The 13,575-nt window shown below is 54.4% G+C and carries 11 protein-coding genes; 9 read left to right on the forward strand and 2 right to left on the reverse strand.

The genetic code is table 11. The annotated features are described in order from the left end of the window. Positions 1 to 297: 297 nt before the first annotated feature. The gene (locus JI735_RS18350; protein WP_039838572.1) at positions 298 to 1,338 is read right to left on the reverse strand and encodes an acyltransferase family protein; all 1,041 of its coding nucleotides are present in this window, start codon (positions 1,336 to 1,338) and stop codon (positions 298 to 300) included. A 204-nt stretch (positions 1,339 to 1,542) separates the two neighbouring features. On the opposite strand from JI735_RS18350, the gene JI735_RS18355 reads away from it, so the two are divergent. The 4 genes from JI735_RS18355 to mgrA all read left to right on the forward strand — a co-directional run bounded on the left by JI735_RS18355 (position 1,543) and on the right by mgrA (position 5,252). Then, entirely contained in the window at positions 1,543 to 2,283 is a 741-nt protein-coding gene (locus JI735_RS18355; RefSeq protein ID WP_051052233.1) for an alpha/beta hydrolase, read from the forward strand. 32 nt (positions 2,284 to 2,315) lie between these two features. Then, positions 2,316 to 3,089: an HAD family hydrolase gene (locus tag JI735_RS18360; protein ID WP_039838570.1), complete on the forward strand. Its 774-nt coding sequence runs from the start codon at positions 2,316 to 2,318 to the stop codon at positions 3,087 to 3,089. A gap of 32 nt (positions 3,090 to 3,121) precedes the next feature. Beyond that, positions 3,122 to 3,859, forward strand: coding sequence for an NAD-dependent protein deacylase (locus JI735_RS18365; protein ID WP_039838569.1), 738 nt, complete (start codon positions 3,122 to 3,124; stop codon positions 3,857 to 3,859). 391 nt (positions 3,860 to 4,250) lie between these two features. Continuing rightward, positions 4,251 to 5,252: an L-glyceraldehyde 3-phosphate reductase gene (gene mgrA, locus JI735_RS18370; RefSeq protein ID WP_039838568.1), complete on the forward strand. Its 1,002-nt coding sequence runs from the start codon at positions 4,251 to 4,253 to the stop codon at positions 5,250 to 5,252. 997 nt (positions 5,253 to 6,249) lie between these two features. On the opposite strand, the gene JI735_RS18375 is transcribed toward mgrA, so the two are convergent. Then, positions 6,250 to 7,107: an AraC family transcriptional regulator gene (locus JI735_RS18375; RefSeq protein WP_039838223.1), complete on the reverse strand. Its 858-nt coding sequence runs from the start codon at positions 7,105 to 7,107 to the stop codon at positions 6,250 to 6,252. A gap of 235 nt (positions 7,108 to 7,342) precedes the next feature. Between JI735_RS18375 and JI735_RS18380 the strand changes: the two genes are divergently transcribed. The 5 genes from JI735_RS18380 to JI735_RS18400 all read left to right on the forward strand — a co-directional run bounded on the left by JI735_RS18380 (position 7,343) and on the right by JI735_RS18400 (position 13,555). Beyond that, positions 7,343 to 8,521, forward strand: coding sequence for a galactokinase (locus JI735_RS18380; protein ID WP_039838224.1), 1,179 nt, complete (start codon positions 7,343 to 7,345; stop codon positions 8,519 to 8,521). A gap of 1 nt (position 8,522) precedes the next feature. Beyond that, positions 8,523 to 9,509 (forward strand): UDP-glucose 4-epimerase GalE, encoded by a 987-nt coding sequence (galE, locus tag JI735_RS18385; RefSeq protein ID WP_039838226.1) that lies wholly within the window; start codon positions 8,523 to 8,525, stop codon positions 9,507 to 9,509. 64 nt (positions 9,510 to 9,573) lie between these two features. After that, complete coding sequence (locus JI735_RS18390) at positions 9,574 to 11,154, forward strand: UDP-glucose--hexose-1-phosphate uridylyltransferase (RefSeq protein WP_039838227.1); 1,581 nt, start codon at positions 9,574 to 9,576, stop codon at positions 11,152 to 11,154. Between the two features lie 789 nt (positions 11,155 to 11,943). Further along, entirely contained in the window at positions 11,944 to 12,165 is a 222-nt protein-coding gene (locus JI735_RS18395; RefSeq protein ID WP_233475957.1) for a hypothetical protein, read from the forward strand. Between the two features lie 226 nt (positions 12,166 to 12,391). Beyond that, positions 12,392 to 13,555, forward strand: a complete 1,164-nt coding sequence (locus tag JI735_RS18400) for an iron-containing alcohol dehydrogenase (RefSeq protein ID WP_020427311.1) — start codon at positions 12,392 to 12,394, stop codon at positions 13,553 to 13,555. Positions 13,556 to 13,575: the final 20 nt, after the last annotated feature.

Below are 13,575 nucleotides of genomic sequence, written 5' to 3' on the forward strand. Positions count from 1 at the left end.
CATTCCCCTCCTAATTAAATGTGAACCGGATATAGTGCCGCATTAACGCAATGCAATCCCAAAATCTGCGTATCTGCGGCTTATAGAAAGAACGGGGTCCAGCTTCCTGCAGAAAAATAGAAGAGGGCGAAGCCGTTTCTATAAAATATAAGCGGATATAATACGAACGTTATTAGAGAGTCTATCACAAAAAACCGCTTTTTTCTACCGGACAATGTGAAGTTTGTCATTAGAAGATTCCCTTGCCGGACGCGGAAAAAGCCCATCCCGGAGGGGATAGGCTGATTTGGAAGTATGTTACAGGGAACGGCGCAGGGCAGCACGCTGCAGGGAAATCATCCAGTCCACAGAAGGCTCGACCAGGGGATGCAGCAATCGTTTGACTGCGGGCTGGGCCAGCAGTACTGTACAAGCAACAGCGCACAGCAGCACAAGTGCTGCTCCGGCGGCATTGCCAAGATAAGCGTATATTCCCGACACGGCAGCGAGGCGGACCACAAAGCCATGCAGGAGGAAAACATAAAGGGTGCGGCGGCCCCAATCGGTCATCCGGCTCAGCCGGTAAGGCACCCATCCCAGAAAAGCGAGCGAAGCGGCCAGCTGCAGCCCGTACATTCCCAGCCGGTACACACCCGCATACCATTCAGGCGCGTCAAGCTGCATGTAGGTCATGCTGCCGTACAGCCAGCCCAGCGGAAGCTCCGAACCGAGCATGCCCAGCAGGAGGAGCAGCAGTACCGATGCGGCAGCGGCAGCGATTTTGACATATTTATTGTAGAACCGGACAAAAGCCTCAAAGGAGAAATGGTATCCGATCACGAAAAACGGCAGATAAACAAAGGTGCGGCTGATGCTGAACCAGATACCGTCAAGCTGCAAATAACCAACAGCGATACCGGCTGAAACGGAGAAAATAATTTGTGCCGCCCTGCTCCATCTGCCCATGCCGAGCATCAAGAGGCGCCAGCAGGCATGACTGGCCAGGAACCACAGCAGCAGATAAGGCGCGAAAAAGGAATGATGGATATTGGCTACATGGAAGACAGATGCATCCAACACGGAGTACAAAGTCTGAAAAATGAGGTATTGGAGTCCGATTTGCAGCAGCACCTTGCGCCCGGCGGCTCCGGTGAGGTTTTTTCCGGCAAAATAGCCTGTAACAAGCACGAACAGCGGCATATGGAAACTGAAAATCCACAAGTACAGGCTGTGCATTCCGCTCAAGGACTGAATCAGAGGTTCAATGGCATTGCCGGCAAAAACGGTGACTATAAGCATGAAGCGCAGGTTAAGAAAAAAAGTTTCTCCGCGTGCTGTAAGTGAACTGTTAGCTACCATGACTTTACCTCCAATAGGCTTGCGCTAAGCAAATTACTTTAATTTTAAAATACTAGATTTCCGGAAAAACAATTGTGAATTACATCACAAATAGCGGTTTGGTAAGCGCTATCATAGCGGATAATTGTGGCGATGTGTTGAAGGTTGTTTGAATGCATTGATTCCTCTATAATTTTCTGTATGCAGTCATCGGGAGTGAGCATTATGGGGAAAAAATTAACGAAGCGCCGTGTCTTACTGGGTATTTTTGCCATTCTGATTGCGGCAGGTTTTTTTCTATGGAGATATTTAACACCTTATGCGCCGGAGGAAAGGGCTGAAAGTGCGCTGGTCTCCGCAGGCGGCGTCCGGGTGGAACAAAATGATAACTGGATTTCATTTGAGCCTTCGGTCACTCTTGGAGCGGCCGTAATTTTTTACCCGGGGGCGCTGATTGCGGCGGAGGCTTATGCTCCTCTGGCCAAAAAAATCGCCGCTGCCGGTCACCCGTTCTATATCGCCAAAATGCCGCTGAACCTCGCGTTGATCAAAAGCGATGCGGCCGAAGAGATTATCCGCGTGCATCCGAAGCTGTCTTTTGTGCTGGGCGGCCATTCGCTGGGCGGTGTTATGGCTTCGCGTTATGCGGCGGAGCATGCGGGCCAGTTGAAGGGGGTATATTTTCTGGCCTCCTACCCGGATGAGAAGGGCAGTCTGAAGGATACTACGCTGTCTGTTCTGTCCATACTGGGTACGGAGGATCAGGTGGTTGACCAGAAAAAGTATAATGAAGGCCGTTCCTATCTGCCCGGCAACACGGTATATTATTCGGTCAAAGGCGGAAATCATGCCCAGTACGGAAGTTACGGCGAGCAGAAGGGCGACGGGAAAGCTGCGGTTTCCGAGGAAGAGCAGCAGACCCTCACCGCGCGAGCGATGCTGGATTGGATGGGCAATCTGCGTTAAGCTGGCCCTGTAATTAGGAGAGGAGCTGAAGAATGGCTGTACTGCATGTAAATGATCTGGCCATACCCTGCAAGGGCATATTGTTCGACAAGGACGGCACCTTGCTGGATCTGCTCGCGACCTGGGGAACCTGGGCTGATCTGATGCTGAAGGGGCTGGAGAACCAGCTGGCGTTAATCGGAAAAGACAACTCTGGCTCCGGCCCGGGCCTCGCCAGGGTGCTTGGCACGGTGCATGACGACGCCGGGCGGGTGATCGGCTATGACCCTGCCGGGCCGCTGTCCATGGCTACTGCGGAGGAGACAAATGGCATCCTGGCCTGGCAGCTGTATACGGCGGGAGTCCCCTGGAACGAAGCGCTTGCCAGGGTAACTGCCATCGGCAAGGAAGCGATGAATGAGCTGCGCCGTCTCCGGGCGGCACATCCATTGCCGGAGCTGCTGCCGTTTCTCCGGCAGTGTGCCGCAGCTTCATTGAAGCTTGGCGTTGTTACTTCCGATGGGGCTGTGACCACCGGTGAGCAGCTGGAATGGATGGGGATTACCAGCTATTTTGACACGGTAGTTACAAGAGACCGTGTTACCCACGGCAAGCCTGCACCTGAAATGGCGGAGACCGCCTGCCGGGAGCTGGGCCTTGACCCGGGGGAGGCAGTGATTATCGGCGATAGTAATGCCGATATGCAGCTGGGCAAAGGCGCAGGCCTGCGCCTGTCCATTGGCATATCACCAGCCGGTAGCACCGCTCACCTGCTGGATGCGGATACTGTCATTTCCGGCTATCATCAGCTTCGTCTCACAATCTGAATATGATCTATAGAAAGGATGCGTGCAGGCTTATGGACCCATTGCAGACACTGGTTTCCTGGATTAAGGACAGCGGGAGCATAGTTTTTTTTGGAGGGGCCGGAACATCCACCGAAAGCGGAATACCGGATTTCCGCTCGGCGGCAGGGCTGTATCAGACACAGCACAATTCTCCTTATCCGCCAGAGGTAATGCTGAGCCGCAGCTTTTTTATGTCCTCGCCGGACATTTTTTTTGACTTTTACCGCAGCAAAATGATTCACCCGGAAGCGAAGCCGAACGGGGCGCATCAGCTTCTTGCCCAGCTGGAGCGTGACGGCAAGCTCAAAGCGGTCATTACGCAAAACATCGACGGCCTGCATCAGCTCGCCGGAAGCCGGCGCGTGCTGGAGCTGCATGGCTCCATTCACCGCAACCACTGCATGGATTGCTCGCGTTATTATGGGCTGGACCAAGTGCTTGCCTCCGAGGCCGGAGTTCCGCGCTGCACGGAATGCGGGGGGATAATCAAGCCGGATGTGGTGCTCTATGAAGAGGAGCTGGATCATGATGTCCTTGTTGAATCGGTCGCGGCCATTGCAGCCGCGGATCTGCTCATCATCGGCGGGACTTCGCTTACGGTGCAGCCGGCAGCCAGCCTGATTACTTATTTCCGGGGCCGGCATACCGTGCTGCTGAACGGGGATCCGACTCCGTATGATCATCAGGCCGATCTGATTATTACGGACCGGATCGGTGCTGTGATGGGGAAGATTCAGGAACTGCTGTAAGCCGGCCGGCAGCCATGCCGGGAAGCAGGAAGACAATATATTTATAACCGGCCTGCTTCTCACTATATAAGTTGAACTTAAAAAATTCATAAAAAGGGTAGAAGTGCGGAGGGGAAGTTTGGATACTTACAGAGCGAATGCGTCCGCCTGAAAGCTTTCCGTAGGAAAGCTCGCTTCGGAAGCATAATCAGTCACCGGATTTCAACCGCTAAAAGCGGTTCAATCAAGAAATTCTTACGACAACAGCGGCTGGAAGTCCAAACATTCCCCGTAGTTACGACCATACCCCACAATGTTAAACTATAGTTCAACTTATATAGATTACATTTACCTTCAGCGGTTTAAAATAGGGTATCGCGTCTATCAGAGAAACGAGAGGCAGGGATGAAGAATGGTATATGTGGCTAACGATGAACGGTATGAAGGGATGCGGTACAACCGCACGGGCAGATCCGGCCTCAAGCTTCCGGCAATTTCACTCGGACTCTGGCATAATTTTGGCGGCATCAATACCTATGAAAATGGCCGGGAGATGATTACCCGCTCGTTCGATCTCGGAATTACCCATTTTGATCTCGCCAATAACTACGGACCGCCCGCCGGGTCTGCGGAGGAAATGTTCGGCAAGGTGCTTGCCCGCGACCTGGCTCCCTACCGTGATGAGCTGGTTGTTTCAACCAAGGCAGGGTATTATATGTGGCCCGGCCCTTATGGGGACTGGGGTTCACGTAAATATATGCTGGCGAGCCTCGATCAGAGCCTGAAGCGGCTGGGGCTGGATTATGTGGATATTTTTTATTCGCACCGGCCTGACCCGGAGACGCCGCTGGAAGAAACGATGGGCGCTCTGGATACTGCGGTCCGTTCCGGCAAGGCGCTGTATGTCGGGCTGTCCAACTATACGGCAGAGCAGACCGCGGAGGCTGTCCGTATTCTTACCAGCCTTGGCACGCCGCTGCTGATTCATCAGCCCCGGTACTCCATGCTGGACCGCTGGATCGAAGGCGGGCTGCAGGATGTGCTGGAGGAGCATGGCATCGGCAGCATCGCCTTCACCCCGCTGGCTCAGGGTCTGTTGACCAGCAAATACCTCAACGGGATTCCGGAGGATTCCCGGGCGGCAGGGCCGTCCGCTTCTCTGAACGAAAGCCGGATTACCCCCGAGGTGCTGCGCAAAATTCACGCGCTCAACCAGCTTGCCGTCTCGCGCGGCCTGTCCCTGGCGCAGTTTGCGCTGCTCTGGACCCTGCGCGGCGGCCGGGTCACCTCTGCGCTGATCGGCGCGAGCCGCGTCAGCCAGATCGAAGAGAATGTCGCCGCATTATCCCACGGCGAGTTCTCGCAGGAGGAGCTGGACCGGATAGAGACGATCCTGAAGACGGACAGCGAGTAGTTCAGAATAAGTAGCTCTGTATACAAACAGCATCACACCTGAAAAGCCCGCTTCCTGCCGATCCGGAAACGGGCTTTTCGTGCAGACTGCGGATTGTCCGGCCGGTGACCGGTCATGCGAAAGTATTTGCATGAGCTGCTTGCATTGCTAACGCAAGTACATATCATCGGGACTTTTAGTCTCCGTGCGTATTTAGCTCGTGAACAGTATCGCTAATCGGCTTGTTTGTCTGCTGGTCCTCGTGGGAGCAAAGTATCGTAAATCCGGCGTAACTGTCCGCCGGGGCACTTTAAGTGGAAAAAGTATCACTAATCCGGTGTAACTGTCTCCTGGGCAACGTTTAGTGGGAAAAAGTACCACTAATTCGCCCATAAACGTCCGGATGTGATGAAACTGCTTAAATTAAGTGGACAAAATCCCACTAAACCCTGTTCGCGCCAGATTTCCGGCGAATTAGTTTTACTTTTTCCACTTAGCACTCCTGGTGTAACTATCTGCTGCTGCACTCATAGTGGAAAAAGGTACCGCTAATCCGGCACGACTGTCCGCCGGGGCACTTTAAGTGGAAAAAGTATCACTAATCCGGCGTAACTGTCTGCTGGGCTATATTTAGTGGGAAAAAGTACCACTAATTCGCCCATAAACGTCCGGATGTGATGAAACTGCTTAAATTAAGTGGACAAAATCCCACTAAACCCTGTTCCCGCCAGATTTCCGGCGGATTAGTTTTACTTTTTCCACTTAGCACCCTCCCGCAAGTGGAGTTTCAAGCGGGAGTAATCTGAGCAAAAAGGCGTAAGTACAAATCTACTTAGCGTTCAGCCAATGTTGGCGATTATGAACAGGATGAACTGGATCAAGGGTGGGCTGGCAGAAACTCCGCGAGCCCCGGCCGTCCGCGAGCCCCGGCCGTCCGCGAGCCCCGGCCACCCGCGAGCCCCGGCCGTCCGCGAGCCCCGGCCACCCGCGAGCCCCGGCCGTCCCCCGGGGCCGCCATCTACTTCTCCCCATGCCTTGCCGTAGCAATACGGTAAGCGGTGGGGGACTGCGCGCAGAAGCGCTTGAACTGCCGGGAGAAGTACAGGGCATCCGTCAGGCCGACCGAGGCCGCAACCTGCTCGACGGACAGCTCCGGGCGCTCCCGCAGCAGCAGCCGCGATTTCTCGATGCGCAGCTTCAGCAGGTAAGTCACGGGCGACAGGCCCGTTTCCTGCTTGAAGATGCGTGACAGATAAGCGCGGTTGTAGCCGAGGCTGGCGCACATCTGCTCAATGGAGACGGGATGGGCGTACTGGGCCGCCATGTAGTGGATCATTTGCTTCACGGTGCGCTTAACCTGCGATTCCGCACCGGGCAGCCGGGAAGAGGCGAGAAGCAGTTCGGCTGCTTCGCCGACGAGCAGATAGAGATAGCCCAGCGAGGTGAGATGGGCGCTCTCCATGCCCGCATAGAAGGCACGCATCATCCCGGCCAGGGCGCCGGGGAATACACTGCCTTCGGCGGTGGACAGGACCGGCTTCTGCGGAGTGAAGCCGGTCTGCAGCACGAGCGCGTCCGCGTCCGTGCCCGTGAAGGCAGCCCAGCGGTAGCGCCAGGGCTGATCTTCGTCCGAGACATAGCTGACGAGCTGTCCGGGATGAATCAGGAAGCAGTCACCCGGCCCAAGCTCATACTTCCTCTCCTCGGTGCGGAAGGTTCCGAAGCCGGATTCAATGAAATGCATGAGGTAATAATCATAGATTTTGGGACCGGCCTGATGCAGAGGCAGAGTCTGGCTCTCGCCGGCAAAAAGCACATGCAGATGCTGCCGGTCATAAACCACGGGATTTGATCCTACGGAATAAGTATGTTCCACGCTGGAACCGCCTTTCTTGAGTTAACGCTGCCATAACCGCGCAGACGGGTGGATAAGGTGAGGAAACTACCTTTTGATTATATCGCCACTTTTTCGGAAAGTCACATTTGTCCATGCATTACACACATGATTGCATTATCAGGGCAAGTCTGATTTTATTATAATGTAAGCATAAACGAAGCAATACGCTTTCCAAAGTTCAAGCAAGAAGCAGCGAAAGGATGGAGTGGCATTAATGAGCTTACAGGATCTGAAAGTCAAATTTATCGAGAAATACGGAAAAAGCACAGAGGAGGTGCGTATATTCTATGCTCCGGGGCGGGTGAATCTCATCGGAGAGCATTTGGATTACAACGGGGGATACGTGTTTCCGGCAGCGCTGGACTTTGGGACTACACTGATCGTGCGGCCGCGCAGCGACGGCAGGGTTCAGTTCGCATCGACGAATTTTCCATATGAAGCTTCCATTGACTACAGTGAAATCGGCAAAGCCAAAACCGGGGAATGGGTGGACTATCCGGTAGGTGTGATGGTGGAACTGGCCAAAAAAGATCTTCCGGTCTCTGCAGGCTATGATCTCCTGTTCCATGGCGAGATTCCGAACGGCTCAGGCCTGTCCTCCTCGGCTTCCATCGAAGTGGTTACCGGTTTCGCCTTCCTGACGCTGCTCGGCGGAGATACGGATACTGTGGAAATCGCCTTGCTGTCGCAGCGTGCGGAGAACCAGTACGTGGGCGTGAATTCCGGGATTATGGACCAGTTCGCCGTGGCCAACGGCAAGCGCGATCAGGCGATCCTGCTGATGTGTGACACGCTGGAGTACAGCCTGATTCCTTTTGTGACCGGCTCTTACAAGCTGGTGATCAGCAACACGAACAAGAAGAGAGGTCTGGTGGACTCCAAATACAATGAGCGCCGCAGCCAATGCGAAGAGGCCCTGGCGATTTTGAAGCAGGAGGTTCCGGGCTTGTCCTACCTGGCAGAGCTGAAGCCTGAGCAGTTTGAAGCGCACAAGGACAAAATCACCGACGAAACGGTACGGCGCCGCGCCCGCCATGTAGTGGAAGAGAACCAGCGTGTGCTCGACTCCGTGGAAGTGCTGAAGCAGAACGACCTGAAGCAGTTCGGTCTGTATATGAATGATTCCCATGTCTCGCTGCGCGACCTCTATGAAGTCAGCTGTGAAGAACTGGATGTCATGGTGGAAGAAGCACAAAAGATTCCCGGCACTCTCGGCTCCCGGATGACCGGCGCAGGCTTTGGCGGCTGTACTGTATCGCTGGTGCATGAGAATGACGTGGAACGATTTATTCGTGAAGTAGGAGAAGCTTACAGAACCAGAACCGGTTTAATCGGCGAGTTTTATGTATGCGGGATTGGCAATGGTGTAGAAGAACTGAAGGGAGTGGAGTAAGATGGCGATTCTGGTAACAGGTGGAGCAGGGTATATCGGTTCACATACCGTAGCGGAGCTGCTGGAGCGGGGCGAAGAGGTTGTGGTGATCGACAATCTGCTGACAGGACACCGCGAGGCGCTGCTGGGCGGCAAGCTGTATGAGGGCGACCTGCGTGACAAGGTAACACTGAATAAGCTTTTTTCGGAAAACAAAATCGATGCCGTCATTCACTTTGCCGCAAGCTCACTGGTTGGCGAGAGCATGAAGGACCCGGTCAAATATTACGACAACAATGTGTATGGCACCCAGTGTCTTTTGGAAGCCATGCAGCAGGCCGGTGTGGATAAAATCGTCTTCTCCTCCACAGCCGCAACCTACGGCGAACCGGAGAAGGTGCCGATTGAGGAAACCGACCGCACGGAACCGGCCAATGTGTACGGTGAAACCAAGCTGACCATGGAACGGATGATGGCCTGGTTCGACAAGGTGCTGGGCATCAAGTATGTGGCGCTGCGTTATTTTAATGCCGCAGGTGCCCATGCCAGCGGGAAAATCGGGGAAGACCACCGTCCGGAGAGCCATCTGATTCCGCTGGTGCTGCAGACCGCGCTGAAGCAGCGCGAGAGCATTGCGGTGTTCGGTGACGATTATCCGACAGAAGACGGCACCTGTGTGCGCGACTATATCCATGTCAGCGATTTGGCGGATGCCCATGTACGGGCAGTGAATTACCTGCGCAGCGGCAGTGCCAGCAACATTTTCAACCTGGGCAACGGGCTGGGCTTCTCCGTCAAGCAGGTTATTGAAACGGCGAAGAAGGTAACCGGCCTGGATATTCCGGTAGTGATTCAGGAGCGCCGCGCCGGTGATCCGGCTGTACTGGTCGCTTCCTCCGACAAAGCCCGGTCTGTCCTTGGCTGGAATCCGCAGCACGCCGATGTCGAAGACATTATCCAAAGCGCCTGGAACTGGCATTCGGCCAATCCGCAGGGCTATGGGGAATAGATATCCGACACGGCCGAATATCTGTACCATTAGGGTAAGCACAGCCAGATGAAGGAGTAATGAAATGGATAACGAAAAGAGTGCCGCTCCCGCCGCGCAGAAGGCGCTGCATGCGATCGAACAGCTGGTGCTGTTTGCCAGTCATCAACAGCTGATTAAGCCTGCGGATGCCGACTACAGCCGCAATGCGCTGCTGGACCAGTTCGGCTTCAGCGAGCCGTATGCTGCAGAATTCACAGAGGCTCCGCTTGAGAGCCCACAGGCTCCGCTGGATGTTCTGATTGACTACGGCTTTGAAACCGGTCTGATTCCCGAGAATACCGATACGTACCGCGACCTGCTGGACGCCAAAATCATGGGCCTCCTCATGGCCCGCCCTTCCGAGGTCAATGCCGAGTTCTACAGGCTTTCCGCGGAGAAGGGCATTGAGGCGGCAACCGACCGCTTTTATAAGCTGAGCATTGATTCCAATTATATCCGTATGGACCGTATCTCCAAAAATGTGTTCTGGCTGCAGGATTCCCCGTACGGCGGCATTGAGATGACGATCAATCTGTCCAAGCCGGAGAAAAATCCGAAGGAAATCGCCATGGCCCGGCTGCTTCCGCCGCCGGTGTATCCGAAATGCCTGCTTTGCCGCGAGAATGTTGGTTATGCCGGAAGGCTCAATCACCCGCCGCGGCAGAATCTGCGCGTTATTCCGCTGAAGCTGAACAACGAGAACTGGTTCCTCCAGTATTCTCCTTATGTCTACTACAATGAGCACTGCATCGTGTTCCACCACGATCATGTGCCGATGAAGCTGACGAAAGATTCGCTGAAGCGCCTGCTTAGCTTTGTGGAAGCTTTTCCGCATTACTTCATCGGTTCCAATGCCGATCTGCCGATTGTTGGCGGCTCGATTCTGACCCATGACCATTTTCAGGGCGGGCGCCATACTTTCCCGATCCAGAAAGCACCGAAGGAGATTACCTTCACCCACGCTGCCTATCCGGGTGTCAGCCTCAGCATCGTGAAGTGGCCAATGTCGGTGCTGCGTCTGCAGGGAGCCGATCCGGCAGTGCTGCTCGAATGCGGTAATGAATTCTATGAAGCTTGGAAAGTCTACAGTGATCCTGAAGCGGAAGTCCTGGCCGCAAGTGAGGTGGACGGGGAGCAGACGCGGCATAATACCGTCACTCCGATCGTACGCCGGTCGGAAGACGGCGGATTTGAGATGGATCTGGTGCTGCGCAACAACCGGACCAGCGAGGAGCATCCCGAAGGGATTTTTCACCCGCACCGGGAGATGCACCATATCAAAAAAGAAAATATCGGCCTGATCGAGGTAATGGGGCTGGCCATTCTACCCGGCCGCCTGAAGGAGGAGCTGGATGCCATCGCCGGAATTCTCGCCGGAGATACAGCTCTGCTGGAAGCCGTGCAGTCCCAGGCAGATCATGCGCTGGCGCAGCATGCTTCCTGGATTCAGGAGCTGGCCGCACGCTTCGGCACTGCTATGGAGCGTGAAGAGGCAGTCAAGACCGTGCAGAATGAGGTCGGCATTAAGTTCACCCACATTCTGGAGCATGCGGGTGTCTATAAGCGGACACCGGCAGGCCAGGCGGCTTTCCGCCGTTTTGCCCACAGTCTGGGCTTCCGCTGAGCCGGCGTCTGCACAGTTCCTGTGGCTGTACAGGGCTTCGGCGAAGCCGTGCAGGCTCTGCTAATTGTATAGCTCTGCTTTAGGAAATGTCCCCGGCCGCTGCGGCGCGGGGGCATTTTTGTTCTTGTATAGGAAACTATGCAATGCTAAACAAAGTGGAGATCTATGAAGCTTCAGAAGAATAGGAAGGTGCAGTCGGAATAGGCTCCACCGGCGGAATTAGCGGACAGAGAAGGCCCTATTTTGCAAGAAAGCTTGCTTTCCTGACGGATACGGACTCAGAAGCCGTTATATCGTTCATTTGAGCCTGGAATAAAGGGGAAAGGCACAAATAAAGGCATCTCAGTCCGCATAGCCTGCTGAGCCGCCTGAATCGGCAAAATAAAGGCTCTCCTGTCCGCATCACCCGTGGATCTATCGTCAAGAGGCCAAATGACGCTAATTTTGCCTAAGGGTACAACCATCCGTGCCCCCAACGTACCCCCAACGTACCCCCAACGTACCCCCAACGTACCCCCAACGTACCCCCAACGTACCCCCAACGTACCCCCAACGTACCCCCAACGTGCTCCCAACGTACCCCTAACGTGCCCCGTCGATTTTGACACGGTGAGGAAATCGCTGTGGTCATAAGCTCCGGGCTGTTTTTCACCCCGCTGGGTGATTTTGTTCTTGTATAGGAAACTATGATTACTTCCGCATGTGGATAAAATTATACTTAAAGTTGTAGAATAATTACTTTGGACCCATTTGTAACGAACAACGGCAGAAATGTGCCGTTGTTGGAGCGTGAAGGCCGGTTTGCCCGGAAACAACGGCAGAAATGCCGTTGTTGGAGCGTCGAAGGCCGGTTTGCCCGGAAACAACGGCAGAAATGCCGTTGTTGGAGCGTTGAAGGCTGGTTTGCCTGGAAACAACGGCAGAAATGCCGTTGTTGGGGCGTCGAAGGCTGGTTTGCCCGGAAACAACGGCAGAAATGCCGTTGTTGGAGCGTTGAAGGCCGAGGTCTGAGGGGGGAGTCATTTCCCTGGTAACCGCTAGAAACAAGAAGGCTGCACTGTCCCGTGGAGGACGGCACAGCCGTTTTTGTGCTATGTTTTGGGGGAGGCGAAGCGTACCCCTTATTTATTTTCTTACACCCGGCGGATGTTATGAAGTGCTGGTTTGAATGCTGCGGGCGAGAGGTCTATAATAGGTTATTGCATCACATTCCTGAAATAACGGAGGGTTCATCCTTATGCGCAAGTTTGAATTTTATAATCCTACCAAGTTGATTTTTGGACAAGGTACCTTAAGCGCGCTTCAGACCGAAGTACCGAAATACGGCAAAAATGTACTGCTGATGTACGGCGGCGGCAGCATCAAGCGCAGCGGTCTGTACGATAATGTAATTACCGGGTTGAAGGCCATCGGTGCTGTAGTTACGGAATTGTCCGGCGTAGAACCGAATCCGCGCCTGTCCACCGTACATAAAGGTGTAGCCCTGTGCCGCGAGAAGAATATTGAGCTGATTCTCGCCGTCGGCGGCGGAAGCGTGCTGGACTGCGCCAAGGCGGTTGCAGTCGGTGCGAAGTATGATGGAGACATGTGGGACTTTGTGGAGCGCAAGGCGGCTCCGCAGGGAGCTTTGCCGCTGGGTACAGTGCTGACTATGGCTGCTACAGGCTCTGAAATGAACAACGGCTCCGTGATTACCAATGAAGTCACCAAAGAAAAAATGGGCTGGGGGAGTGTGCACGCCTTTCCGGCCTTTTCGATCCTTGATCCGGAGAATACCTTCTCCCTGCCGCGTGACCAGACCGTGTACGGCATGGTAGATATCATGTCCCACGTGCTGGAGCATTATTTCCATACCGATGGCAATACTCCGGTCCAGGACGGGTTCTGTGAGACGCTGCTGCGCACGGTGATTGACACAGCGCCGAAGCTGATTGAAGACCTGAACAACTATGAGCTGCGTGAAACGATCATGTACTGCGGGACCATGGCACTCAACGGAATGGTCAGCATGGGTTTTGCCGGTGACTGGGCTACCCACAATATTGAGCATGCCGTATCGGCGGTTTACGATATTCCGCACGGCGGCGGGCTGGCGATTCTCTTCCCGCACTGGATGAAATACAATCTCAGCACGAATCCTGCCCGTTTCCGCCAGCTGGCTGTGAACGTATTCGGCATTGAGGCTGCTGGCAGATCCGATGAAGAAGTTGGCCTGGAGGGCATTGAAGCGCTGCGCCGTTTCTGGGATTCCATCGGCGCGCCAAAATCACTGGGCGACTACGATATCGACGGCAGTGAAATCGGCAGTATGGCCGACAAAGCCGTCCGCTTTGGACCATTCGGCAATTTCCGCAAGCTGCAGCGTGAAGACGTTGTAGAAATTTATACAATGGCACTGTAAAAGCATCCGGCAGCCCGCTG

This window comes from Paenibacillus sonchi (assembly GCF_016772475.1).
Classification (GTDB): Bacteria; Bacillota; Bacilli; order Paenibacillales; family Paenibacillaceae; genus Paenibacillus_AQ; species Paenibacillus_AQ sonchi.